Raw genomic sequence first — 24,995 nt, 5'->3', positions numbered from 1 at the left:
CCCCAGGAGGCCCGCCCGGAGCGTCCGCCGCGGCCTCCCCGCGAGCCCCGCGCCGAGCGTCCGCCGCGTGAGGACCGGGGTCCCCGCGAGGAGCGCCCCGCCCGTCCGCCGCGCGAGGACCGTCCGCCGCGCGACCCCAAGAGCCTGCCCGGCGAGCTGACCTTCAAGCCGTTCAGCGCGCTGGCGCCGGCCCCGAAGTCCGGTGGTGAGGGTGGTGGCTCCTCGGAGGGCTGAAGTCCATGGCGAAGCGGCTGGGAGAGCGGTTGATTGAGGCCGGCCTCGTGGCTCCGGGGGCCGTGGAGCAGGGTCTGGAGCACCAGAAGATCACCGGCCACAAGCTGGGGGACTGTCTGGTGGAGCTGGGCCTGCTCCAGGAAGCCGCGCTGCTGCGGCTCCTGGCCAACGAGTTCCAGACGCGCTTCGTCACCGCGGACAAGCTGGCCAAGGTCCGCATCGACACGAAGGTGTTGGACAAGCTGCCGGTGCGGCTGGCGGAAGCGCAGAACGTGCTCCCGCTGGCCGTGGATCCGGAGCGCAAGCTGCTCTCGGTGGTGGCCGCCGAGCCGCAGAACAAGTCGCTGCTCGACGAGATCGCCCTCGTCACCGGCATGTCGGAGGTCTACGCGTACATCGGCCTGCGCAGCGCCATCTCCGCGGCCATCCGCAAGCACTACTACGGCGACCCCACGGCGTTCACCACGCTGCTGGAGGGCCCCTCCGCGAACAATGGCCCCCGCCGTCCGGACACCCCGTCGAACACGCACGTGGGCGCGGAGCCCGGGCGCGGCGGGAGCTCCGCCGGACGCAGCAGCGCCACCAGCCTGAGCATGCGGCTGGAGACGGACGCGCGCATGCGGCTGCAGCGCGGCGGCAGCGGCACCAACGTGGCGCGCGTCTCCACGCAGCGGCGCGAGCCGGGCGGCCCGCGCGGGCTCATCAGCGACACGGACTACGTGGAGACGCTGAGCCTGATGGTGGGGCTGCTGGAGCAGGACCGGCCCCGGCACCGGGGACACTCCGCGCAGCTGGCGCGGCAGGCGGGCATCGTCGGCCAGCGCATGGGCATGCCCCACAAGGAGCTGGCGGCGCTGTCCATCGCGGCGTACCTGCACGACCTGGGCAAGCCCCCGGAGCGGCACTACTCGCTGGCGAGCAACGCGGCCAATCCGGAGTGGAAGGCGCAGGCGAAGGCGTGCTGCCGCGCTCCCACGAAGCTCTTCGAGACGGTGCATCTGCCCGCGCAGGTGAACACCATCCTGGCGCAGCTGTACGAGGCCTGGGACGGCTCCGGCACGCCCCAGGGCGCCAAGGGCGAGGACATCACCCTGGGCGCGCGCATCCTGGCGGCGGTGGACAGCTTCCTGGAGCTGACCAAGAACCCGGGCAATGCGTTCGGCCGCGTCTTCACCAAGCAGCAGGCGCTGGAGCACCTGAAGAAGAACGCGGGCGTGCTCTACGACCCGGTGGTGGCGGACATCGTCGGGCAGCTGCAGAGCGGCGCGCTGCTCGTGCACCGGCTGGCCAGCGAGGGCCGCCAGGTGCTCATCGCGGAGCCCGACGAGGCCACGCGCGGCGAGCTGCTGGAGGCGGTGCTCAAGCAGGAGCTGGTGGCGCACGCGCTGTCCACGCTGGACGGCGCGCTGGACGGCCTGGCTCGGCAGGACTGCGACGTGCTGGTGGTGAGCCTGCGGCTGGGCCAGCAGGAGGTGATGGACCTGCTGGAGGCCGTGCGCTCCATGCCGGAGAGCGCGGGCCTGCCCATCGCCGTGGTGGGTGAACCGGATGCCCAGGCGCGCGAGCGGCTGCTCATGGCGGGCGCGACGGCGGTGCTCTCCCCCAGCGACAAGGCGGAGGTCGCCCGCACGGTGCTGTCCCTCTTCCAGGACCGCGTGCAGCACAACGGCCCGGGCCGGGTGGTGCGCGGCAGCTTCGACGAGCTGCCCCCGAAGGAGCTGTTGCGCACGCTGGGCGGCGGCAAGAAGAGCGGGAAGCTCCAGCTGCGGAGCCACACGCTGGAGGGCTCGCTGCACCTGGAGCGCGGCCGCGTGGTGCACGCGGCGTTCGGCGGCCACGCGGGCGAACCCGCGCTGCAGGCCCTGCTGAAGCTGAAGCAGGCGGACTTCGTCTACGACCCGGACGCGCTGCTCCTGGACATGCCGCAGCTGGACCAGGACCTGGAGGCCCTGGCCAACGCGCTCACCCCAGCGTGAGGTTGAAGAGGCGGGCCGCGTTCGCCGTGGTGACGCGGGCCACCTCTTCCAGCGTGACGCCCTTCAGCTCCGCCACCTTCTTCGCCGTCTCCAGCACGTGCGCGGGCTCGTTCTTGCGGCCGCGGTGGGGCACCGGCGCGAGGTAGGGGCTGTCCGTCTCCACCATCAGGCGCTCCAGCGGCGCGAAGCGCACCGCGTCCTGAAGGGCCTCCGTCTTCTTGTAGGTGACGACGCCGGACAGCGACAGGAAGAAGCCCCGGTCCAGGTACTTGCGGGCCGCGGCCGTGTCGCCGGTGAAGCAGTGGATGACACCGCTGGTGACGTCCTCGGCCGCCAGGGCCACTTCGCAGTCGTCATGCGCGTCGCGCACGTGCACCACCAGCGGCTTGGACAGGCGCTTCGCGAGCGCGCACTGCCGCCGGAAGACGGTGGCCTGAATCTCGCGCGGCGAATGGTCGTAGTAGTAGTCCAGCCCGGCCTCGCCCACGGCGCGCAGCTCCGGACGGGCGCAGGTGCGCTCCAGCATCTCGAAGTCCGCTTCGGTGGCGCGGGCGGCCTCGTGCGGGTGGATGCCCAGCGTGGGCGACAGGAAGTCCGGGTGCCGGGCGGCGACCTCCAGCGCGTGGCCCCAGTCACCGGGGCCGTGGAACTGCCCCACCAGCACCGCGTGCACCAGCCCCGCGGCGCGAGCGCGCTCCAGCACCGGCGCCACGTCCGCGTAGTCCTTCGGCTCCAGGTGGCAGTGCGCATCAACCAGTTTCATGGCTTCTCCTGAAACAGCTCTTCCAGCTCCGTCCGCGCCTCTTCCGAGGCGAAGGTGGGCACGGCGGCGCGCAGGCGCTCCACGCCCTCCGCCACGCCCAGGCGCCACACTCCGTCCGCCGCGTCCAGCCGGTCGTCCTCCGGCGCGCTCCGGTCCTCCAAAACAGCGAGCAGCCAGGGCAGCGCCTGCGCATCCCCCAGCCGGCCCAACCCGCGCGCGGCGGCGCCACGGCACGGGTCCTTCGCGTCCGCGAGGATGTCCTTCAGCCGCTCCAGCGCGCCCGGGACCTTCAATTCACCGCACAGCTCCACCGCGAGCGCCCGGTCCGCGCTCCACTTCTTGCGCGTGCGCTGCATCAGCCAGTCCGCGCCCTCCGGGTCGCCCAGCTTCAGCAGCACGCCCGCGGCCTGCGTCTTGTCGAACGCGGGCAGCAGCCACTTGCCGAAGAGGCGCTTCACCGCCGGCAATGCGCGCGTGTCCTCCAGCTCCGCCAGCGCGCCCAGCGCCCGGAAGCGCAGCGTGTCCACGTCCAGCGCGGCCACGAGCACGTCCAGGCCCGCGGGGTGCTTGAGGGCGGCGATGCCTCGCGCGGCCTCGAAGCGGACCTCCGGCGTGGGGTCCTCCAGCATTCCGGCCAGGGCGCCACGCGCGTGTGGCAGCGCGAGGTCCGCGAGCCGTCCGGTGGCCTCCAGCCGCACGCGGGTGTCCTCGTCGCGCAGCCTTGGCAGGAGCATGTCCGGGAGCTGCTCCGGCGGCAGGATGACGGACGCCAGGCTCACGCCCGAGCGGCGCACCTCCGGCTGCGCATCCGCGAGCAGGCGCACGAGCACGTCCGTGAACTCCGCCGCGTGCGCGGGCTCCTCGGACGCGAGTTGGAACAACAGGTCCGCCGCCTCGGCCCGGCTCGCTGGCCGCTTCTCCCGCTCCAGGGTCAACAGGGCGCGGTCCCGCTCGGCACGCCAGTCCGCCACGTCTCGTCACCTCTCTGGCGCCCGGGCCTTCCCATGCCTGGCGCGTCCTTGGAGTTCCTGTGGATTTCCGGCCACTGGCGAGGTGTCCCGCCCTACGTCCTGGCTCGCCCGCGTCCCGGTTCCCGGCGGATGCTCGGGCCTGCCGCACGACAGGCATCCCAGGGAGCGCAGCGGCCGCCCGGGATGCCATCGCCCGCGCTACTTCACTTCGGCGCCAGGCGGCACGTCGCCCGGATCCAGCAGGGACAGGTCCTTGCCGCCCGAGCCCGCCGTCAACAGCATGCCGCGCGACTCGATGCCCTTGAGCTTGCGCGGCTTCAGGTTCGCGACCACGACCACGCGCCGGCCCGCCACCGCCTCCGGCGCGTACGCCTCCGCGATGCCGGACACGATGGTGCGCGGCGTACCCTCGCCCAGGTCCACGTCCAGCTTGAGCAGCTTGTCCGCGCCCTTCACCTTCTCCGCGGCCACGATGCGCCCCGCCTTCAGCACCACCTTGGCGAAGTCCGCGTACTCGATGTCGGCCGCGGGCGCGCCTTCCGCCGCCCCCGCTCCGGGGGACGCCTGCGTGGTGGGCGCCGCTTCGGGAGTCTTCGCTTCCACGGGCTTCTTCTCCGTCTTCTTGTCCTTGCCGCCTGCCTTCGCGGGCTCGGCGGCCGGCGTCCCCGCGGGGACCTTGATGATGGCGTTGACGCGCTCCTCCTCCAGCCGGGGCAACAGCGGCTCCGGCGTGCCCAGCGGACGGGTGCGGTCCAACAGCGGGTACTTCGCGGTGGCGAGCGCCTGGAACGTCAGCGGCTCCGCCCCCAGCTGCCCGAACAGCTTCTCCGAAATGCGCGGCGTCACCGGCGCCAGCAGCGCGCCCAAGAGGTACGCCACGTCCGCCGCGTCCGACAGGTCCGCCCGCGCGGCCTCCGCGTCCTTCTTCACCAGCGCCCACGGCGCCGCCGTCTGCAGGAACGCGTTCGCCGTGGAGGCAATCTCCGTGATGACCCGGATGGCGTTGCGGTACTCCAGCTTCTCGAACGCCTCGCGCACCTCCGGCACGCGCGCCAGCGCGTCCTCCACCAGCTTGCGCCCTGCCCCTTCCGCGCGGCCCGGCGCGAGCTTCTTCTCCAGCGGCCCGGCCAGGAGCGACAGCGCGCGGTTGGCCAGGTTGCCCACGTTGTTGACGAGCTCGCCGTTCACCCGGAGGCGGAAGTCCTTCAGGTTGAGGTCCAGGTCCTCCACGCCCGCGCCCAGGTTGGCCGCGTAGAAGTAACGCAGGTAGCTGGGGTCCAGCAGGTCCAGGTAGTCACGCGCGGCCACCATGGTGCCGCGGCTCTTGCTCATCTTCTCCCCGTTCACGGTCAGGTGCCCGTGCACCTTGATCTCGTTGGGGATGTGGAACCCCGCGACGTTCAGCACCGCGGGCCAGAACAGCGCGTGGAAGTAGACGATGTCCTTGCCGATGAAGTGGACGATGCGCGTGGGCGCGTCCTTGCCCCAGTACGCGAGCGCGTCCGGGACGCGGCCCGACTCCTTCGCCCACTTCTCCGTCGTGGCGATGTACCCGATGGGCGCGTCCAGCCAGACGTAGAAGAACTTGTCCGTCTCACCCGGAATCGCGAAGCCGAAGTACGGCCCGTCACGGCTGATGTCCCAGTCCGCCAGGCCCTTCTCGAAGAAGCCCTGGAGCTGGGCGGCCAGGCCCGGGTGGATGAAGCCGGGGCGCTTGAGCACTTCCTGGAGGAAGTCCGCGTGCCGCGACAGCTTGAAGAACAGGTGCACGGAGTTGCGGCGCACCGGAGGCGTGCCGCACAGCGCGCACTTCGGGTCGATGAGGTCCGTGGGGTTGTACGTCTTGCCGCACTTCTCGCAGGCGTCGCCGTACTGATCCGTGGCCCGGCAGTTGGGACAGGTGCCCCGGATGAAGCGGTCCGGCAGGAAGCGCTTGTCCTTCTCGCAGTAGGTCTGCTCGATGTCGCGGCGGTCGATGTCGCCCGCGTCCTTCAAGCGCCCGTAGATGAGCTCCGCGTAGTGGCGGTTCTCCGGCGAGTTGGTGGAGTGGAAGTAGTCGAAGCGGATGTCGAAGTCGCGGAAGTCGCGCTGGTGCTCGTCGTGGAAGCGCGCGACGAACTGCTCCGGCGGGATGCCCTGCTTCGCGGCGTTGATTTCAATGGGCGTGCCGTGGGTGTCATCCGCGCAGAAGTAGACGACGTCCTGGCCGCACGAGCGCAGGAAGCGGACGTAGATGTCCGTCTGGATGTACTCGACAGCGTGGCCGAGGTGGACGGCGCCGTTCGCGTACGGAAGGGCGCTGGTGACGAGGATTCTCTCCGCCATGGACTCTCCTGAGGGCGGCGGACCATAGCCGCTCGGGGATACGAGGTCATCGCCAACATGCAGGCCCGGGGCTGCATGGCGCGAAGATGGATGTTATCGACCGGACGCCATGTGCACCGTCCTGATCCTCCGTAACGCCCACCCCGAGTGGCCGCTGGTCCTCGCCGCCAACCGGGATGAGTTCTACGCGCGCCCGGCCCACGGGCCGAAGGTCCTCTCCGAGTCCCCCCGCGTGGTGGGCGGCCAGGACGTGGAGCGGGGCGGCACGTGGATGGGGGTCACCCACGAGGGAGTCGTCGTCGCCCTGACGAACCAGCGCGGCGCCCGGACCCCGGGCCTGGCCCCCCGCTCCCGGGGCGAGGTGGTCCTGCGCGCCCTGCAGGCCGGGTCGGTGGAGGCCATCGAGCGCTACCTCGGCACCCTGCCCGCCCCGGAGTTCCTTCCCTTCAACCTGCTCTACGGGGACGCGCGCACCCTGCGGGTGGCCTACGCGCGGCCGGGCCATGAGCACCTGCTGCACGAGGACGTCCCGGACGGCGTGCACGTGCTCCCCAACGACAGCCTGGACAACCTGGCGCTGCCCAAGGTCCAGCGGGCGCATGCCCTGGCGGAAGGCGTGGCGAAGCGCCCGTGGCCGGAGCTGGTGACGGGGCTCCAGGCGGTCCTGGCCGACCATGCCCTGCCGCCCCGGGAGGCCGCGACGGGCCCGCTCGCGGAGAACGAGCTGCCCGCGGACTTCCTCCAGCAGCTCCAGTCGCTTTGCATCCACACTTCAGAAGGCTACGGGACGCGCTCGTCCGCCATCGTCGCGCTCGGGCCCGGCCACGTGGGGCACTACCTGGCCACGGACATCGCGCCCTGCCAGGGCGGCTGGCGGGACGTGACGGGCCTGCTCACGGCGCCCTGAACGGACTGCCCGTTCTCAGTCCAGCCGCGCCCGCATCACCGCGTCTCGGCCCGCGTCGTAGGTGGCCTCGAAGGCCGGGCCCCGGCCGGTGAAGGCCTCCACCGGGGGCATGGCCACGTCCACGCGGACCTCCCGCACGTCGCAGCCCAGGTCGGAGCGGTAGAAGGCCGGCTCGCCGGTGACGTTGATGGCGATGAGCCGCGCGCCCGGGAACAGCTGACACGCGTCATGGATGGGCGTCGCGGACACGCGATCCGCGCCCGGGTCGATTCGCTCCAGCGTGGCGTCCTTGAACAGGAGCGGGTTGGAGGCGCTCGCGGAGACGGCCTCCGCCAGCGAGCCGCGCGTGACGGTCACCAGCCGGATGCCGCCCGCGAAGGGCTCCTGGTGGAAGGTGGCGAAGGGCACGGGGAGCTCCTCCACGCGCGCGCCCGCGTAGAAGGAATCCAGCACCTGGGTGAAGCGCTCATGGCTCAAGGGGGGCACGGTCGCCGCGCCACCCGCCGCGCCCAGCGCGCCCGCCGCCACGGCCGGTCCCAGCGCGCCGCCCGACACCAGCACCGCGAGCAGGCCCACCGCCGCGCCCACCGCGCCGCGCGTCGCGGCGACCTTGCGCGTCTGTTCCTCGTAGGCGGTGAAGAAGGAGTGGTAGCGCTGGCGCAGGTTGGCGCCGGGCGCGGACGCGTAGAGGCCGCCCACCACCGCGCCCATGCTGTTGCCCACCACGCAGTCAATGGGCACGCCCCGGGCCACCAGCGCATCCAGCGCGCCCACGTGCGCGAGCCCCTTGGTGCCGCCCACCGACAGCACCACGCAGGTGCGCGAAGCGCGCGTGTCCCGGTGGCACGACAGGGCCCCGGAAGCCACCACCACCGTCAACACCATCAGGCCCAGCCGGCGCCGCATGCGTCCTCCCGCGCGAAGTCAGGTCACCCTACCCTGCTCCCAGCGCGAAGGCCCGGGCGGCCGTGCCTCCACCCCGAGGCGGCCGGACACCCGCGCCTGGCCGGCCTCACACGGGAGCTTCCCCGAGCGCCGGAGGCCGCAAACACGACCGCCCCCGGGACAGGAGCCCCGGAGGCGGAAGGTGACCTTCACGAGGCCCGGCGTGGACTCACGCCGGACCCGCGCGAGGACTCAGTACGTGGCCTTGAGGGACACGCCGCTGTACGCGGAGTAGCCGCGCACCATGATGTACATCTTGCCCGCCGCGGTCTTCGCCGCCGCGCTGCACGACTCGTTGTTGCCGGACAGGTACGGACGGCAGTCGTAGGACGTCGTCGTCGGGGCGGAGCCGAACTTGATGTACAGGTCCGCGTCACCCGTGCCGCCGCTCATGACGTACTGGGACGCCTTCGCGGCCGGCAGGTCGATGCAGTACATCGTGTTGGAGCTGGCCGCGCCGGACAGGCCCGTCTTCGCCACGCCGTTGGTCAGCGCGATGCACGTGGTCGGCTGGGTCGTGCCACCCACGCCCACCGCTTCCCAGGCGGCCGTCACGGCAGCCTGCTCGGCCGCGGTGTAGCCCAGCGCCGCGGCGGCCTGGACGGTCCACGTCTTGGCCTGCGCGAACGTGGTGCTCGCCGTGAAGAGGTTGGTGTTGGCGTAGTACCAGATGCGAGCGGCCTTCTCGACGCCGATGGCCGGCACGTTGATGGTGCTGCGGCCGCGCGGGTGCACGCCGCCCTTGGAGAGCAGCGCGAACGCCAGGTTCGGCACGCCGGAGCTGTAGTGCACGTCCGTGCTGGACGTCACGTTGGCCGCCCAGTCCTTGGACACGCCGTCCTTCGCCGGGTCGTCCATGTAGCGCAGGGCGTCGTTCGCCGTGCCCGGCGTCCACACGTCCTCGCCCACCATCCAGATGGCCGGAGCCGTGCTCCAGCCGTTCACGCGGCTCTCGCAGACGGCGCCGAACGTGTCGGACATCGCCTCGTTGAGGCCGCCGGACTGGCCGGAGTACGTGAGGTTGGACTCGTACTCCGTCACCGCGTGGGTCAGCTCGTGGACGGTGACGTCCGCGTCCTTGCCCAGCTCGATGGAGTTCACGCCGTCGCCGTCGCCGTACACCATCTGGGTGCCGTCCCAGTAGGCGTTCACGTAGTTGCGGCTGTAGTGCACCGTGCTGATGAGCGCCGTGCCCGCGTTGTTCAGCGAGTCGCGGTTGAAGAGCACCTTGTAGCAGTCGTAGGTGTAGCCCAGCATGTCGTAGTTGGTGTCGACGTGCGAGTCACCGATGGCCGCCTGGCCCTCGCTGCGCTTGAGCGTGCCCGGGGTGCTGGTGCCGTTGTTCGCGCTGTAGACCTTGCGGTTGAGCGCGGTGTGGATCTCCGGCACGCGCAGCAGCGTGGCGCCGTTGAGCGCGTCCACATAGACGCGGTCGCGCAGCGGCATCAGCTCGCTCTCGCCCGTGATCTTCACCTCGTACGCCAGGCGCAGGCGGCCGTCCTCGGCCTTCACGTAGACCAGGTGCGCACCCTCCGCGGCCAGGTCCGAGCCCTTCGTGTCGCGCAGCGCCGCCGTCTGGGCCGCCTCCGCGGCGACCAGCGGGCGCGCGGACACGGCGCCGCCGGAGCGAGCGGAGCCGTTCGCGCCGAAGATGGCGCCCGAGCTGTCCACGTGCACCACCAGCTCCTCGCCCACCACCGGCAGACCGTTCAGCGTCTGCGCGTAGCGGATGTGCGAAACGCCCTGCTCGTCCACGTTGATGCGGCGGACCTGCAGGTCGGACGCGTTCAGGCGGAACAGCGACGCGATGGAGGGCAGCGACCCGGCGATGGCCGAGTGCACTTCCGCGGACGCGAAGCCCGTCAGCGGGCGGTCCGCCTGGCCCAGGCGGCCCTGGATGGTGTGCGGCGTCCCATCCTCGTTGGTGCCGACAATCTGGGCGCCCGGAATCACGCTCAGGGCGTTCTGCACTTCGGCGACTTCATCCGGCTTCTGCTGATCCTTCTGGGTGTTGGTGTCCGTCTCACCGACGCCACAAGCGATGAGGGGGAAGGCCAGCAGGGCTGAAACGAAACGAGTGCGCACCAAGGTACTGCCTCCTGCCCGGCGCAAAGGGGGTGGTCGCCGGGACAGCGCTCCTTTCAGCATTCTTCAGGCCAACTCATTAAGTCCGCGAAATGCCTCGCAGTACGGGAAGGCCTCGAAAAACGGCTGGCACATCAGTGCCCAGTAAATCTTCTGTAATGTGGAAGTCCTCGTTACATCTCTGGCGCAAACGCCCGTTCTTGCTGGGCATTTCGCCGCTCGCGGGCCCCTGTCCTGAACCGTGACAGTGCACACGAGGTGCGTCCTCTATTCGGACAATCCCAGGCTAGCGGCTTTTTCTTGGTGTGCAAAGCATGGCCACGAATTCGCGCGGCGTGCGTCAGCGCCACACGCCGAGCAGCACCCGCGCGCGTCCGTCCATGGGGAGCGCGGCCTCTTCCACCGTGGTGAAGCCGGCATCGCGGGCCACGTCGGCCAGGTGCCGCATCCACGGTTTGTAGGGCATCCCATTGTCGGAGCAGCAAGGGACGACGGCGAAGCCCAGCCCGTGGCGCGCGGCGTACTCGATGATGATCCGCGTGGCGCCGTCCGGGTGCATGCCCACGACGAGCTCCGCCTCGCAAGGCTCTTCCAGGGTGAAGAGCCGCTGCGCGTACTTCACGGGCAGGTGCTTGTGGCGCAGGTCGAAGGTGGTGACGGTGCGCCCGCGCTGGGTGAGGGACTCGTTCAGCTTCCCCATGCCACCGGCGATGTCATAGACGCGCAGGGCCTGGGGAAAGCGCGTGACGAGCAGGTCCGCGAAGAGGTCGAAGCGTCGCTTGTCCGCCATGGCGGCTCCTTCAGCCCGGGCCCCTTCAGGCGCGGGTGCACACCGTCCACAACAGCCGCTCGATGACGAGCTTCCCGCTGGCGGAGGACTTCAGGGCCAGGTCCGCGTCCGCGCACGCCACCAGGGCGTTGAGCAGCTCGCGGCGCTCGTAGCGGGCGGCGGCCTGCATGCCGAACGCGAGCGCCCACGCGTTGGGCGTCTTGCGCTTGGTGGCCTTCAGCTCGGCCTCCAGCTTGGGGAGGATGCGCGCCTCCACGTCACGGCCGGTGCGCGGCGGCTGGCCGCCCGCGTACTTCTCCAGCCAGGCGTGGTTCTCCAGGAGTGAGCGGACGATGGACGCCACCGCGCCCAGCAACTGGAGCGCGTGCGTGCCCTGCCCCATCGCGTCCTCGGCGTAGGAGAGCGCGTCGCGCAGCTCGCGCTTCTGGAGCGCCTCCGTCAGCTCGAAGAACTCCTCCTCGCGCGCGTGGTGCACCAGCAGCGCCACGTGCTGCGCTTCGATGGTGGGCCCCTCCGCATAGACGGCCAGCTTCTCCAGCTCCGACTGGAGCAGCCGGATGTTGCCGCCGATGCGCTCCTTCAAGCCCTCCAGCGCGCCCGGCCCCAGCTTCTTCTTGAAGGGGGCGAGGAACTCCTTCGAGATCTCGCTGAGGTCCAGGTCCTTGTGGCGCGCGGCCACCTTGCGCTCGAAGAGGCGGCCCTTGTCCTGCGCGAACTTGAGCAGCGGGCTGCGCGAGTCCACGTCCGTGGCCGCGAGCACCAGCGCGTGCCCCGGCGGCACGCCCTTCTGGAGCAGCTCCAGGAGCGCGGACGCGTCCCCTTCCGGAGCGCTGATGCGCTCGTCACGGCAGAAGGCCGCCGCCTCCTGGAGGAAGGCCAGGTCGGCTTCCGCCAGGTCCACGTTGAGCTCTTCCTTCCACTGCTCCACCGAGGGCGCGCCGGGCACGCGGGGGTCCAGCTGCTCCACGCCCCAGCCCGCGCGGCCCGCGAGCGCCAAGAGCCGCCGCGCGCCCTCCTTGCGCTTGCCCGCCTTCCACGCGTCGCGCGCCTTGGCCAGCGCGTCGCCCTTGCCCTTCTTGGGCGCGAGGAACTCCGGGTCGCGCACCAGCACCACCTTGCGCCCGGGGAACAGCGGCAGCGTGGCCAGCTCCTGCGCCACCTCGCGCGGGGAGGCCGCGTCCAGCACCGCGAGGTTCAGCCCCATGGCGGCGTCCGGCACCAGCGTCTTCACCAGCTCGTCGGCGCCCTTCCTGACCAGGAACTCCTCGCCCCACAGGAGGTACAGCGGCCACACCTTGCCGCCCTTCACCTCCGCCAGCACCTCGTCCATGTCCGCGCTCACCGGCCCTCCACGCACAGTTCGATGAGCAGCCGCTCCAGCTGCAACCGGGGCGCGCCGTTGCGCGAACCGATGGCCGTGCGCGCTGACTCCAGCAGCGAATGCCGCCGGTGCAGCGCGGCCTCCGACGTGCGCTTCGCCGCGTCCTCCGCCAGCGCCTTCAGGTCGCGGTTCGCCAGCGCCTCCAGCGCCCCGGCCTTCGCGAGCGACACGTCCCGCGTCCACAGGATGAGCAGCTCCAGCGCCGTGTCCGCGTCCTCGCGCGAGCCGCCGTGCGCCTCCGCGAAGCGCAAGAGCGCCGGGATGTCGTTGCCGCTCAGGCCTTCGAAGGCGGTGAGGACGTCCTTGCGCTCCTTCAGCGCGTCCACGTCCAGCGCGAGCGCGCGGCCCAGGCTGCCTCCGGACATCACCGCGGCCAGGGCGGCGGTGTCCGCGTCCAGCTTGCGCTCCTGCTGCACGTGCCGTGCGACCAGGTCCACGGGCAGCGGACCGAAGTACACCTTGCTGCACCGGCTGCGGATGGTGGGCAGCAGCCGGTCCATGGCGCTCGCCACCAGGATGAGGGTGGTCTCCGCGGGCGGCTCCTCCAGCGTCTTGAGGAACGCGTTCTGAGCCTGGACGTTCATCTGCTCCGCGCTGACCAGGATGGCCACCTTGCGCTTGGACTCCAGGCCGCGCAGCGCCAGGCGCTCCTGGAGCTGCCTTATCTGCTCCACGCGCAGCTCGCGGCTGGGCGTGCCGGTGAAGTCGGAGCGGCCCGCGAGCCCTCGCGACACGCGCTCGTCATCCGGCATCACCCAGGTGACGTCCGGGTGCAGCCCCTTGGAGATGCGCACGCAACTGGCGCACTTTCCGCAGCCCACCTCCGGGGCCTCCGGACACGTGAGGGCCTGCGCCAACCCCACCGCGGCCAGCTCCTTGCCCACGCCTTCGGGCCCGGCGAACAGGTAGGCGTGATGCACCGAGCCGGACCGCAGGGCGGATTGGAGCGCATCCATCGCGCGGGGCTGTCCCTGCACCGAGGCAAGCGTCATGGGGGGCGTGTATCCCCGCTCGGCGACCACCCGTCAACCGCCACCTTGACCCGTGCGCGCGCCACCGGTCTGATTCGCCGGGCGTGTTGAACTTCCTCGAAGGCTACCTTCCCCTGCTGGCGGGCTCCATCCTGACGGTGCTCCTGCTGGGCATCCAGCGGACCACCCGCGACCCGGACCTGCGCGACGACCTGCGGGGCGCGGTGCGGATGCTGCTCGCCTTCCTGGTGCTGCGGCTGGCGGCGCGCTTCCTGCCGGAGGGCTCCACGCCAGAGGGCCTGCGCAAGTTCGCGAACGTGGGCTGGATGCTCACGTTCGCCTACGGCGTCATCCGGGCCGCGGTGGCGTTCGCGCTGAAGCTGGTGCGGATGCGCTCGCCGGTGACGACGCCCAAGATTCTGCGCGACGTCATCGACTTCACGCTCTACGCGCTCGCCACCGTCCCCATCCTCCAGAGCCAGCTCAACCTGGACCTGGCGGGCCTGGTCGCGTCCACCGCGGTGCTGACGGTGGTCATCGGTCTGGCGCTCCAGGAGACGCTGGGCAACCTCTTCGCGGGCCTGTCATTGCAGCTGGACCGGCCGTTCGAGGTGGGCGACTTCATCCGCATTGGCGAGCACACCGGGCGGGTGGTGCACATCGGGTGGCGCTCCATCCGCATCGCCAACTTCCGGCGCGAGGTCATCACCCTGCCCAACAGCATGGTGGGCAAGGAGCACGTGAAGAACTTCACCCAGCACCGCGAGCCCGTGGGCATCGAGGTGCAGGTGGGCGTGTCCCTGGACGCGCCGCCCAACCAGGTGAAGCAGGCGCTCTTGGAAGTGGCCCGGGAGATTCCCCAGGTGCTGGTGCAGCCGCCGCCCATCGCGCGCACGGTCACCTTCACGGAGTCCAACGCGCAGTACATGGTGCGCGTGTTCCTCAATGACTTCGCGCTGTCGGACAGCGTGAAGGAGGAGCTGCACACGCGGCTGTGGTACCGGCTGCGCCGCGAGGGCATGGAGCTGCCCCACGCCCAGCGCACGGTGACCCTGCGCCGCGAGACGAAGCACCGCCGCCGCGAGCTGGCGGACGAGACCGTGCGCGACCTCTTGCGGCAGGTGGACCTCTTCGCGCCGCTGGGCCCGGAGGAGCTGGAGCGCCTGCGGTGCGAGGTGGTGGTGCGCCGCTTCGGTCGCAACGAGCGCGTCATCCAGGAGGGCGAGGAGGGCGGGACCTTCTACGTCGTGGCCTCCGGCGAGGTCAGCGTGCGCGCCGGCACGCTCCAGTCCGAGATCACGCGGCTGGGGCCGGGCCAGTACATCGGGGAGATGTCCCTGCTCACCGGCGAGCCCCGCGCCGCCACGGTGGTGGCGCTCCAGGACTCCGTGCTGCTGGAGCTGGACCGGCCCACCTTCGCGCGCCTGTTCTCCGACTACCCGGGCCTCGCCCGGCAGCTCTCCGCGCTCCTCGCCCAGCGCCGCACCCAGCTGCGCGCCGTGGCCCAGGCCGCGGGTGGCGGGCCGGACCACTCGCCCGAGGCGGGCCGCATCCTCGGAAGGCTGCGCTCGCTCTTCGGCCTGAAGCACGAATAGCGGATTTTCCCCGCACAACTCCGGGGCAATCACGACCCTCTGTTACGCGCTGCGTGGCGGCCTGGAAGGCATGCATCCAGCCGCGACGCCGGGGCCTTTGACGCTTGGAGCCTGAAAGGTCTAAAGGTTCACACATGCAAGACATTCGTGGCTTCCCCGCGCGATTGGGCGCGCTGCTGCTTCCCGGCGCGCTGTTGATGGCCCTGCCCCAGAGCGCAGCGGCCTCGGCCCAGGTAAAGCCAGACGCGACGGTCGCGGGCATGGAGCGGCTGACGCACCGCCGCGTCTTCTTTGGCCACCAGTCGGTGGGCGGCAACATCCTGGACGGCGTGCGGGGCCTGCCGAACGCGCCGGGCTCCAAGACGCCCGCCATCGTGGAGGTGAAGGACGCGAACGCCACGATTGCGCCGGGCACGCTGGCGCACGCGCTCGTGGGCCAGAACGAGCAGCCGGAGACGAAGCTCGCGCACTTCGAGCAGTTGCTGGACGGCGGCGTCGCGAAGCAGGTGGACGTGGCGCTGGTGAAGTTCTGCTACATCGACTTCACCTCCAGCACGGACGCGAAGTCACTGTTCGAGAAGTACCGCGCCACGCTCGTAGGGCTGAAGTCGCGCCACCCGGGCGTCACCTTCGTGCACGTCACCGCGCCGCTGACGACGGTGCAGCGCGGGGCGAAGGCGTGGTTCAACGAGCTGCGTGGCCGCGCGGTGTTCGGCGTGGGGGAGAACGTGTCGCGCGAGGCGTTCAACGCGCTGATGCGGCAGACCTACGGCGGCAAGGAGCCGCTGTTCGACCTGGCGGCGCTGGAGTCGTCGCGGCCGGACGGAACCCGCGAGACGTACGAGGTCAACGGCCGCGCGTATCCGGCGATGGTGCCGGCCTACTCGGATGACGGGGGGCACCTCAACGCGCAGGGGCAGGCGCGCGTGGCCTCCGCGCTCGTCACGTTCCTGGCGGCCCTGCCGGAAGCACCGGCCGCCGCGAAGGCCGGGCCCTGAGCCATGCGCGTTCCGTTGATGATGCTGCTCGGCCTGGGGCCGACCGTCGCGCGTTGGAAGCTGCGCCGCTGTGAAGCCGTGGGCGCCATCCCCACCGTCTGGGGGCGCGTGTGGATTCACGGCGAGGGTGAAATCGAGGTGGGGGACCGCGTGCTGTTCGACGCGCGGCTGGCGCCCATCGAGCTGCACGCTCAGCGGGGGGGACGCATCGTGATTGAAGACGACGTGACCATCGAGGGAGGCAGCTCCATCGAAGCGCAATCATGCGTGACGCTGGGCGCGCGCAGCCGTCTGGGCATGTGGTGCAAGCTGATGGACAACATGTACCACCCGGTCCGGGGCAACCGGCACGAGCGGCCGCAGTCGGTGCCGCTGGTGGTGGAGGAAGGCGTCACGGTGGGCAGCCGCTCCATCCTCCTGCCGGGCGCGCACCTGCAGAAGGGCGCGAGCGTGGCCTCCGGCACGGTCATCTCCCGCCGCATCCCGCCGGGCGTGACGGTGGGCGGCTCTCCGGCCCGGGTGCTGCGGCGCGAGGTGGCGCGATGAAGCCTCCCCTCCCCTCCCGGGCCGAGGCGCTCCAGCTGGCGCGCGCGGGCCTCCAGATGGTGCGCACGGAGGTGTTTCCGCGCGCCGAGCGCGTGGTGGCCGTGGCGCGGGCGCGCTGGCTGTTCCGCGACTTCCGCATGGGCCGGGGCGTGGCGGCGTATGGCCCGGTGACGGCGCGCAACGACGGCCACGCGGAGCTGGGCGACAAGCTGACGTTCCTGGGCGGCATGCTGTCCACGTCGGTGGTCTGCTACGAGCACGCGCGGCTGCTGGTGGGCAACGAGACCCAGTTCAACTACGGCGCGTCGGTGGAGGCCTGGGAGTCGGTGCAGATTGGCGACCGGTGCATGTTCGCGTCGTTCGTGCGCGTGAGCGACCGGGACGGCCAGCGCATCGCCCCCATCATCATCGAGGACGACGTCTGGGTGGCCCACGGCGCCATCCTGCTACCCGGCGTGCGCATCGGTGCACGGTCGGTGGTGTCCGCCGGCAGCATCGTTTCCCAGGACGTGCCCCCGGATTCGCTCGCCATGGGCAACCCGGCGCGCAGCATGAGCCTGGACCTGGTGGCCCGCGACGCCACGGGCACGTAACAGGCCGCTTGCTTGCTTCGCCCGGCGCTCAGCAAAAAGCGCCGGGCGCGTACTTTTTCCGCATCCCCTCCCACACCCCATCTCGCTTTCAACGACAGGACCCAAACCATGAGCACGCGTGACACGCTTCGCACCTTCATCGTCGACACCTTCTTCGTGGACGACTTCGCGGACGACGACTCGTTCCTGCGCAAGGGCCTCATCGACTCCACGGGCATGATGGAGCTGGTGGCCTTCATCGAGACGGAGTTCCACATCAAGCTCGACGACAAGGAGCTGGTGCCGGAGAACCTGGACTCGCTGTCGCGCGTGGTGGCCTTCGTGGACCGCAAGCAGTCGCTGGCGAAGGCGAGCTGAGACGCCCATGTGCGGCATCGCGGGGTTCACCTTCCCGGCGGGTGACGCTTCGGGCACGGCGCAGCACGCCGACCGCCTGCGCCGCATGACCGCCAGCATCAAGCACCGGGGGCCGGACGCGCAGCGGGCCCTGCTCCTGGACGGCGCCGCGCTGGGGCACGCGCGGCTGTCCATCGTCGACCTGGCCTCTGGCCACCAGCCGATGCGCGACGAGGCCACCGGCCTCACGGTCGTCTTCAACGGCGAAATCTTCAACCACGTGGAGCTGCGCGAGCAGCTGTCGGGGGCGTATGCCTTCCGCACGCGCTCGGACACGGAGGTCATCCTCGCGGCGTTCCTCACGTGGGGCATCGATTGCGTGCGCCGCTTCGAGGGCCAGTGGGCCTTCGCGCTGTGGGATCCGCGCGACCGCACGCTGTGGATGTCGCGCGACCGCGTGGGCATCTGCCCGCTGTTCTACGCGCACCTTCCGCAAGGGCACCTGGCGTTCGCGTCGGAGGCGAAGGCGCTCTTCGCTGGCGGCCTGGTGACGCCGGTGCTGGACGCGCGGGGGCTCAAGCAGACGTTCCAGCTCTGGGCGCCGGTGGCGCCGCGCACGTCCTTCGAGGGCGTGTCGCTGCTGCCGCCCGCGCACGTGGCGAAGTGGCGTGATGGAACACTGACGCTCCAGCGCTACTGGGACCTGGACTTCGGCGTGACGCCGGACGCGGCGGAGGCGCCCCAGCTGCTGGAGGAGCTGGGCGCGGTGCTGGACCGGGCGGTGCGCCTGCGGCTGCGCGCGGACGTGCCGGTGGCGGCGTATCTGTCGGGTGGGTTGGACTCCAGCCTGCTGTGCTCGCTGGCACAGGAGCAGCTGGGCGGGACGCTGCGGACCTTCTCCGTGGGCTTCGCGCACGCGCGGTTCGACGAGCGCACGCACCAGGCGACGGTGGCGGAGCAGCTGCGCACCGAGCACCGCGTGGTGGAGATGCGCGACGGGGACATTGGCGCGCTGGTGCCAGGGGTCATCTTCCACGCGGAGCAGGCGATGATGCGCTCCGCGCCCGCGCCGTTCCTGCGGCTGTCCGGGTGGGTGCGCGACCAGGGCATCAAGGTGGTGCTGACGGGTGAAGGGTCGGACGAGATGTTCCTCGGCTACGACCTCTTCAAGGAAACGAAGGTGCGCCAGTTCTGGGCGCGCCAGCCGGGCTCGAAGTACCGGCCGCTGCTCTTGCGCCGGCTGTACCCGACGCTGTCGGTGAGCCAGCAGAACGTGGAGCTGCTGCGCGAGTTCTTCGGCACGGGGCTGGAGACGCCGGACGCGCTGGGGTTCTCGCACCTGGTGCGGTGGGGCAACAGCGGCCGCATCCTGCGCTTCCTCGCGCCGGAGTTCGCCGCGAAGGTGGCGGACGAGGATCCGGTGGCGTCGGTGCTCGCGACGGTACCGGACGCGGTGGCGAAGTGGCGGCCGTTGGCGCGGGCGCAGTACCTGGAGGCTCGGACGTTGCTGTCGGGCTACCTCCTGTCCGCGCAGGGCGACCGCATGTTGCTGGGCAACGCGGTGGAAGGGCGCTTCCCGTTCCTGGACACGGGCGTGATGGAGTTCGCCGCGCGGGTGCCGGAGCGGCTGCGGCTCCGAGGGCTGGACGAGAAGCACCTGCTCAAGCGCTTCTCGAAGGGCCGGGTGCCGGCGTCCATCCTGGAGCGCAGCAAGTTCCCGTACCGCGCACCCATCGCGGGAGCGCTGGTGGGCCCGGATGCACCGGCCTGGGCGCGCGAGCTGCTGGCCCCGGAGGCGGTGTCGGCGACGGGTGTCTTCGACGCGCGCAAGGTGGAGCGGCTGGTCGCGAAGCTGCGGGCGCCGAACTCCGCGGAGAGCGAAGCGGACACGATGGCACTGTTCGCCGTGGCGTCCACGCAGTTGCTGGCGCATCACTTCCTGAAGCCGAAGCCCGTGCCCCAGGCGGACGTGGACGCGGTGCAGTTGGAGGCCGCGTGAGCGCGGACACCGCGCCGTCATGGGTCCGTGGCCACGCGGCCTCTACACCGGATGCGCCCGCGGTGGACTCGCCGTGGGCGCGGCTCAGCTATTCCCAGCTCGAAGCACGGATGCTCGCGCTCGCGGGACAGCTGCGGGCCTCTGGCGTTGAGCCCGGGGCTCGGGTCCTCATTGCCCTGCCCCTGGGCTGCGCGGCGGCTGTCGCGAGTCTCGCGGTGCAGGCCCTGGGTGCCTGCGCCGTGGAGCTGGACCGCGAGACGGGTGCGGACTCCCTGGCCAGCATCCTCGCGCAGACGGGTGCCCGCCATGCGGTCATCTTCGGCCAGGACGCGCGGCGCTGGACGGGGCGCTCTCAGCTCACCCACTTCTTCATCGTCCATGGCTCCCGTCCTCCGGAGCGCATGCTCGGGCTCCTGAAGCCCGCCTCGTGCGCGTGGTTGCAGGAGGACGGCGCGGTGGATCCAGAGGCCAGCTCGGAGCCTCTGGCCACCCTGCCCTCGCTGCCTCCGGATGCGCCCGCGTCCATCGTCTATACGTCCGGCAGCACGGGCACGCCCCGTGGCGTCGTGCAGACCTTCGCCAACATCGCGGCGAACACGCGCTCCATCGTGGAGTACCTGGGCCTCACGCCGCGCGACCGCGCCATGCTCATCCTTCCCCTGCACTACTGCTACGGGAAGAGCGTGCTCCAGACGCACCTGCTCGCGGGCGGCTCCGTGTTCCTGGATCCGCGCTTCATGTACCCGCGGGTGGTGCTGGAGGCCATGGCCACCGAGTCCTGCACCGGCTTCGCGGGCGTGCCCCTCACCTTCGAGCTGCTGCGCCGTCAGGCCGCCCCGGACTCACTCGCGAACCTGAAGCTGCGCTACCTCACCCAGGCCGGCGGCGGCATGTCCCCGGACACCGTGCGCTGGACGCGCGAGGCCTTCCACCCGGCGGAGCTGTTCGTCATGTACGGCCAGACGGAGGCCACCGCGCGGCTCTCCTACCTGCCGCCCTCGCGCGCCACCGACAAGGTGGGCTCCATTGGCCAGGGCATCCCCGGCGTTACGCTCGCCGTGGTCGCGGACGACGGCACGCCCCTGCCCGACGGCGAAGTGGGCCAGCTCGTGGCCCGGGGCGCCAACGTCACCCCCGGCTACCTCAACGCCCCCGACGACACGGCCGCCATCCTCCACGACGGCTGGCTGTGGACCGGCGACCTCGCGTGGCGCGACGCGGACGGCTTCTTCTTCCTCGTCGGCCGCGCGAAGGAGATCCTCAAGGTCGGCGGCCACCGGGTGAGCCCCGCGGAGATGGAGCACGTCCTCGCGCGCCACCCGGCCGTGCTGGAGGTCGCCGTGGTGGGCGTGCCGGACGACCTGGGCGGCGAGGCCGCGTGCGCCGCCGTGGTCCTCCACCCCGGCGCCACCGCACAGGAGGATGACCTCCGCCGCTTCTGCCGCGAGGCGCTCCCGGCCCACAAGGTGCCACGCCACGTGCTGTTCATTGACGCGCTCAATCGCGGGCCCACCGGCAAGGTGCTCAAGGCCGACCTGCGCACGCGCGTGCTGTCTTCACTCTCTTCTCCTGAACCGAGGTCGCCGTGACGATGAAGTTCTCCAAGCAGGTGCTGGAACTGGACTGGGAGGCCAAGGCCGCGTCGCTGTCCGACGGGCTCAAGGAGGCCGTCCTCAAGAAGCTGCGCAAGCGCGGGCTGGTGGTCGCCGTCTCCGGCGGCATCGACTCCGCGTGCGTCGCCGCGCTGGCGGTGCGCGCGCTGGGGCCGGACCGCGTCTTCGGCCTGCTGCTGCCGGAGCGTGACTCCAGCGGCCTGTCCTCCAAGCTGGGCCGCGAGCTCTGCGAGAAGCTGGGCATCCAGTACACGCTGCACGACATCGCGCCCGTGCTGGAGGCCGCCGGGTGCTATTCGCAGCGCGACGCGGCCGTGCGCTCCGTGTTCCCCGAGTTCCAGCCGGACATGAAGTGGAAGATCGTCATGCACGGCGACCGGCTCAACACCGACGCCCTCAACGTCTTCTACGTGGTGGTGCAGGTGAACGGGCAGGAGCAGCGCTTCCGCCTCACGCCCCAGGCGTACGTGCAGATCGTCGCCGCCACCAACTTCAAGCAGCGCGTGCGCAAGATGATGGAGTACTTCCACGCGGACCGGCTGAACTTCGCCGCGTCCGGCACGCCCAACCGCCTGGAGTATGATCAGGGCTTCTTCGTGAAGCTGGGCGACGGCTCCGCGGACGTGAAGCCCATCGCCAGCCTCTACAAGACGCAGACGTACAAGCTCGCGCGGCACCTGGGCGTCATCGACGGCATCCTCAACCGCGAGCCCACCACGGACACGTTCAGCCTGGAGCAGTCGCAGGAGGACTTCTACTTCTCCGTGCACTACTCGCAGCTGGACCTCATCCTCTGGGCGAAGAACCACGGCATCACGCCCGAGGAGGTCTCCCCGGAGATGGGCCTCACGCCGCAGCAGATCCAGCGCGTCTACGACGACATCGACCAGAAGCGCCGCACCACCGCGTACCTCCACGCGCAGCCGCTGCTGCTCGAAGAGGTCAGCGAGCTGAAGCCCTTCAAGATCTCCTGAAGCGCTTCACCCGCCTCCGGAACCGGAGGCCGCTTCGATGGTGTCCGCGGCCTCCACCCGGAGGCGCTCCTCCGGGGTGAATGAGTCGAACAAGAGCCGCTGTACCGCGGCCTGACGCCGGGCAGGGTCTGGCTCGCTCTGGCCCAGCGCCGCGCGCTTCGCGCGGAAGTCCGCCAGCCGCTGCTTCCACTGCGCGCGCTCCGCGTCCAGCGCCTCCAGCCGCTCGGTGGCCTCCGGCCCCACGGTGGACAGCCGGTGCTGGTGCAGGTCCTCCGCCGTCGCTCCCGCCGCCAGCAGCTCCTGCTCCACGGCCTGCTGCCGCAGCGGGCGCACGGCCTCCTCGCGGCTGGCACGCACGTCCGGGGGCAGCCGCTCCTCCAGGGCCGCCATGCGCTGCTCGCGCTCCTCCTTCGTCAGCGACGCGTCGTTCATCAGCTTCAGCCGCTCCACGGCGACGGCATCCACCGCCTCCTCCTGCCCGAAGAGGCCGTCCGCCACGCCCGGGCCCAGGTGCTCGCGGCGCAGCTTGCGCAGGGCCTCCAGGCGCTCGGCGGTATCCATCGTGGCGGCGGAGCCCTTCGACGCCAGCCCCCGGGCCGCTTCCAGATAGGCCAGGTAGTCGTCCAGCACCTGCACCGCTTCGTCCATGGCGGCGGCGGGCAGCTTCTTCGCGCGCAGGGCCGTGAGGATGCGCTCGCGGATGAGCGACGCGGGCTCCTCGCCCGTGGCGGACAGGTAGTAGTTGAAGAACCGGCGCAGGTCCGCGTTCGGCACCAGGTGCCCGGACGCGTCCACCAGCACCGCGCCATCCTCCTCCGTGTCCTTCAGCGAACCGGGCAGCGGCGGCAGCGGCGAGCCAGCCTGCGGGGCCGGGCCCGGCGTCGCGGCGGCACCGGGAACGGAGGGAGACGTCCCCAGCGGCTTCGGCGCCTGGGCGGCTTGAACGGCGGACGGCGGGACAGCGGGTCCGGGCGCATCAGGCGCCCGGACCTTCCACCACGAGAAGACGCCGGCACCCAGGAGGGCGCACAGCGCGACCACGAGAATGACGGCGCGGCTCTTCATGGCGGGGCACTCCTGGAGCGGATTACAGGCCCGCGGTCTTCAGGCGGTTCGCCTGGGTGCGGAACACGGACTTCGGGTCGGTGAAGAACGCGGTGAGGCCCAGCACCTGGTTCACCTCGTCCAGGTGGTTCATGTCGTAGTTGTCGCGGATGACCGTGCCGAAGTGCGAGCTGCAGCGGCCCACGAGGCCGTCGTTGGACTCGCTGTAGAAGAAGGACGACAGCTTCATGGCGTAGTCAGACGCGTCCAGGATGTTGGTGAAGGGGTCCGTGCCGGACCAGGAGTAGTAGCGCTGGCCCTGGGCGCCCGTCGCCGCGCCGCTGCCGCAGGACGTGGTGGGGATGCCCGCGGGGAACTTCGCGGTGAACGCGGCGCCGCCCGACTTGCTCAGCGCCGCCAGCGCGCCAATCGCGTTCTGCGGCTGCGTGTGGCCGGACAGCAGGCCCAGCACCGTGCCCAGGCTGTTGGCGAAGTACGCCAGGACGCCCTCCGTGAACGAACCATTCTTGAGGTTGTTGCGCAGGTAGTCCGCCAGGTCCGCGCCCTTGTGCGGCGAGCCCACCGTCGTCACGGACGCCACCAGGTCCGGCCGCACCGCCGCCACGTAGCGCACGTCCAGGCCGCCGTGGCTGTGGCCAATCAGGTTCACCTTCTTCGCGCCCGAACGCGCGAGCACGTCCTGCACCTGCGCCAGCAGCGCCTCACCGCGCGCCTCGCTCGTGTTGAACTGCGGAACGTGCGTGATGTAGACCTTCGCGCCGCCCGACTTCAGCGTCGACTCGATGCCGTAGAAGTAGTCGAGCACCCCGAACAGCGAATCAAAACCCGCCATGCCGTGCGCCAGCACGATGGGGTACTTCGTCTGCGTGTACGTATCCGCACGGGCAGGCTGCGCCCAGAGGGCAAGGACCGCGACGGTCAGAACGAGGGTCCGGACGGCGTTTCGCATACAGGCTCCTGATTGGGGGTGCGGATCATCGAAGGGATTGACCCGCGAATCAGCCCATAAGGCGAGCCCCTGATAAAAATCAAGCCAACCTCAGGATTAACTGAAAAGCGTGTCAGCTCCGGGTCAGGCCAGACTTTTAACGCCCCGCGTTGAACTGGCAGCATGCGGGCCTTTCCCAGAGGAGCACGCGCTTGGACACCGCCGCCTATCAGGCCTTCACCACGGAATTGACGCGCAGGGGTGACGCGGACGGCCGCTTCCGCGGGCTCGTGGCGCTGGGCTCGATGGCGGCGCGCGACTACGCGCCGGATGACTTCAGCGACCATGACTTCTTCGTCGTCGCCTGGCCCGGACACGCTGAAACATTGAGACAGGAGCGCGGCTGGCTGCCCCGCGCGGAGGACGTGGCGCTGGCGTTCCGCGAGACGGCGCACGGCCTCAAGGTCGTGTACCGCGACGGGCACCTGCTGGAGTTCGCGGTGTTCGACCTGGAGGAGCTGTCATTCGCGCGCGTCAACCGCTACCGCGTGCTGCTGGACAAGGGCGGCGTGACGGAGCGCATGGACGAGCGCGCGCGGGACACGGCGGTGGAGCTCCAGCGCACGGCCCCGGACGACGCGTGGCTGTTCGGGCAATGGCTCACGCAGGTGCTGGTGGGCGTGGGGCGCCATGCGCGCGGCGAAGGGCTCAGCGGGCGCTCGCGGCTCTACGAAGCCGTGCGCCTGTTCTGCCTGCTGCTCGCGCGCCATGTCCCCGCCCCTGCTGCTTCGCTGCTGGACGGGTTGGATCCGGTGCGGCGCGTGGAGCGCGTGTATCCGGAGACCGGCGGTGAGCTGGCGCGGGCCCTGGAAGGCGATACACCGGGCCTCGCGCGCACGCTCCTGCGGCTGGCCGAGCGCGAGCTGTCCCACGTGCCCGCGTACCCGCGCGACGGAGTGGCCGCCGTGCGGGCGCGGCTCGAGGCGATGCACCGGTAGGC

At 70.9% G+C, this 24,995-nt stretch carries 21 protein-coding genes and 1 pseudogene; 12 read left to right on the top strand and 10 right to left on the bottom strand.

What is annotated here, in order from left to right; translation table 11 throughout:
• Together D7V80_RS13990 and D7V80_RS13985 are read left to right on the top strand one after the other, a co-directional pair.
• Nucleotides 1-234 (top strand): annotated as a pseudogene (locus D7V80_RS13990) (DNA-binding protein); the annotation flags it as partial.
• A gap of 5 nt (nt 235-239) precedes the next feature.
• Complete coding sequence (locus tag D7V80_RS13985; RefSeq protein WP_120588628.1) at nt 240-2,210, top strand: HD domain-containing phosphohydrolase; 1,971 nt, start codon at nt 240-242, stop codon at nt 2,208-2,210.
• Here the strand turns inward: D7V80_RS13985 and D7V80_RS13980 are convergent.
• The 3 genes from D7V80_RS13980 to metG form a co-directional block, all read right to left on the bottom strand.
• A complete protein-coding gene (locus tag D7V80_RS13980) occupies nt 2,197-2,973 on the bottom strand; it encodes a TatD family hydrolase (protein WP_120588627.1) in 777 nt (258 codons plus the stop codon). The two genes, D7V80_RS13985 and D7V80_RS13980, sit on opposite strands and share 14 nt — an antisense overlap.
• Nucleotides 2,970-3,944, bottom strand: coding sequence for a HEAT repeat domain-containing protein (locus D7V80_RS13975; RefSeq protein ID WP_120588626.1), 975 nt, complete (start codon nt 3,942-3,944; stop codon nt 2,970-2,972). Before D7V80_RS13975 ends, D7V80_RS13980 begins: the two co-directional genes overlap by 4 nt.
• Before the next feature lie 198 nt (nt 3,945-4,142).
• Complete coding sequence (metG, locus tag D7V80_RS13970; RefSeq protein WP_120588625.1) at nt 4,143-6,269, bottom strand: methionine--tRNA ligase; 2,127 nt, start codon at nt 6,267-6,269, stop codon at nt 4,143-4,145.
• A 109-nt stretch (nt 6,270-6,378) separates the two neighbouring features.
• Here metG and D7V80_RS13965 point away from each other — a divergent pair, with 109 nt between their 5' ends.
• Complete coding sequence (locus tag D7V80_RS13965) at nt 6,379-7,176, top strand: NRDE family protein (RefSeq protein ID WP_120588624.1); 798 nt, start codon at nt 6,379-6,381, stop codon at nt 7,174-7,176.
• 15 nt (nt 7,177-7,191) lie between these two features.
• Here the strand turns inward: D7V80_RS13965 and D7V80_RS13960 are convergent, their stop codons facing one another.
• From D7V80_RS13960 to holB, 5 genes are all read right to left on the bottom strand, one after another.
• On the bottom strand, nt 7,192-8,082 hold the full coding sequence (locus D7V80_RS13960; RefSeq protein WP_120588623.1) for a patatin-like phospholipase family protein: 891 nt from the start codon (nt 8,080-8,082) through the stop codon (nt 7,192-7,194).
• 231 nt (nt 8,083-8,313) lie between these two features.
• Nucleotides 8,314-10,206, bottom strand: a complete 1,893-nt coding sequence (locus D7V80_RS13955; RefSeq protein WP_370452490.1) for a M4 family metallopeptidase — start codon at nt 10,204-10,206, stop codon at nt 8,314-8,316.
• Nucleotides 10,207-10,546: 340 nt separating this feature from the next.
• Nucleotides 10,547-10,996 carry a hypothetical protein gene (locus D7V80_RS13950; protein ID WP_014398053.1) on the bottom strand — a complete coding sequence of 150 codons (450 nt, stop codon included), beginning with the start codon at nt 10,994-10,996 and terminating at the stop codon, nt 10,547-10,549.
• 25 nt (nt 10,997-11,021) lie between these two features.
• Nucleotides 11,022-12,326, bottom strand: coding sequence for a DNA polymerase III subunit delta (gene holA, locus D7V80_RS13945; protein ID WP_120588631.1), 1,305 nt, complete (start codon nt 12,324-12,326; stop codon nt 11,022-11,024).
• Nucleotides 12,327-12,334: 8 nt separating this feature from the next.
• A complete protein-coding gene (holB, locus tag D7V80_RS13940) occupies nt 12,335-13,369 on the bottom strand; it encodes a DNA polymerase III subunit delta' (RefSeq protein ID WP_120588621.1) in 1,035 nt (344 codons plus the stop codon).
• 83 nt (nt 13,370-13,452) lie between these two features.
• Between holB and D7V80_RS13935 the strand changes: the two genes are divergently transcribed.
• The 8 genes from D7V80_RS13935 (at nt 13,453) to nadE (ending at nt 22,002) form a co-directional block, all read left to right on the top strand.
• On the top strand, nt 13,453-14,943 hold the full coding sequence (locus D7V80_RS13935) for a mechanosensitive ion channel family protein (protein WP_120588620.1): 1,491 nt from the start codon (nt 13,453-13,455) through the stop codon (nt 14,941-14,943).
• Between the two features lie 134 nt (nt 14,944-15,077).
• Nucleotides 15,078-15,941, top strand: coding sequence for a hypothetical protein (locus tag D7V80_RS13930; protein ID WP_120588619.1), 864 nt, complete (start codon nt 15,078-15,080; stop codon nt 15,939-15,941).
• Nucleotides 15,942-15,944: 3 nt separating this feature from the next.
• Entirely contained in the window at nt 15,945-16,487 is a 543-nt protein-coding gene (locus tag D7V80_RS13925; RefSeq protein WP_120588618.1) for a DapH/DapD/GlmU-related protein, read from the top strand.
• Nucleotides 16,484-17,080, top strand: a complete 597-nt coding sequence (locus D7V80_RS13920; protein ID WP_120588617.1) for an acyltransferase — start codon at nt 16,484-16,486, stop codon at nt 17,078-17,080. The genes D7V80_RS13925 and D7V80_RS13920 overlap by 4 nt, the downstream gene beginning before the upstream one ends.
• A 108-nt stretch (nt 17,081-17,188) precedes the next feature.
• Entirely contained in the window at nt 17,189-17,437 is a 249-nt protein-coding gene (locus D7V80_RS13915) for an acyl carrier protein (RefSeq protein WP_014398060.1), read from the top strand.
• 7 nt (nt 17,438-17,444) lie between these two features.
• Complete coding sequence (gene asnB / locus D7V80_RS13910; protein ID WP_120588616.1) at nt 17,445-19,415, top strand: asparagine synthase (glutamine-hydrolyzing); 1,971 nt, start codon at nt 17,445-17,447, stop codon at nt 19,413-19,415.
• Nucleotides 19,412-21,004 carry a class I adenylate-forming enzyme family protein gene (locus D7V80_RS13905; RefSeq protein ID WP_120588615.1) on the top strand — a complete coding sequence of 531 codons (1,593 nt, stop codon included), beginning with the start codon at nt 19,412-19,414 and terminating at the stop codon, nt 21,002-21,004. Before asnB ends, D7V80_RS13905 begins: the two co-directional genes overlap by 4 nt.
• Before the next feature lie 2 nt (nt 21,005-21,006).
• Complete coding sequence (gene nadE, locus D7V80_RS13900) at nt 21,007-22,002, top strand: NAD(+) synthase (protein WP_120588614.1); 996 nt, start codon at nt 21,007-21,009, stop codon at nt 22,000-22,002.
• Between the two features lie 6 nt (nt 22,003-22,008).
• Here nadE and D7V80_RS13895 read toward each other — a convergent pair whose 3' ends face one another.
• Nucleotides 22,009-23,067: a lipase secretion chaperone gene (locus tag D7V80_RS13895; RefSeq protein ID WP_120588613.1), complete on the bottom strand. Its 1,059-nt coding sequence runs from the start codon at nt 23,065-23,067 to the stop codon at nt 22,009-22,011.
• A 22-nt stretch (nt 23,068-23,089) separates the two neighbouring features.
• Nucleotides 23,090-24,016 (bottom strand): triacylglycerol lipase, encoded by a 927-nt coding sequence (locus tag D7V80_RS13890; protein ID WP_120588612.1) that lies wholly within the window; start codon nt 24,014-24,016, stop codon nt 23,090-23,092.
• Between the two features lie 191 nt (nt 24,017-24,207).
• On the opposite strand from D7V80_RS13890, the gene D7V80_RS13885 reads away from it, so the two are divergent.
• Complete coding sequence (locus D7V80_RS13885) at nt 24,208-24,993, top strand: hypothetical protein (protein WP_120588611.1); 786 nt, start codon at nt 24,208-24,210, stop codon at nt 24,991-24,993.
• Nucleotides 24,994-24,995 lie beyond the last annotated feature (2 nt).

Source organism: Corallococcus sp. CA054B, from assembly GCF_003611625.1.
Taxonomy (GTDB): domain Bacteria; phylum Myxococcota; class Myxococcia; order Myxococcales; family Myxococcaceae; genus Corallococcus; species Corallococcus coralloides.
This window is presented reverse-complemented; position numbering and strand designations above follow the sequence as displayed.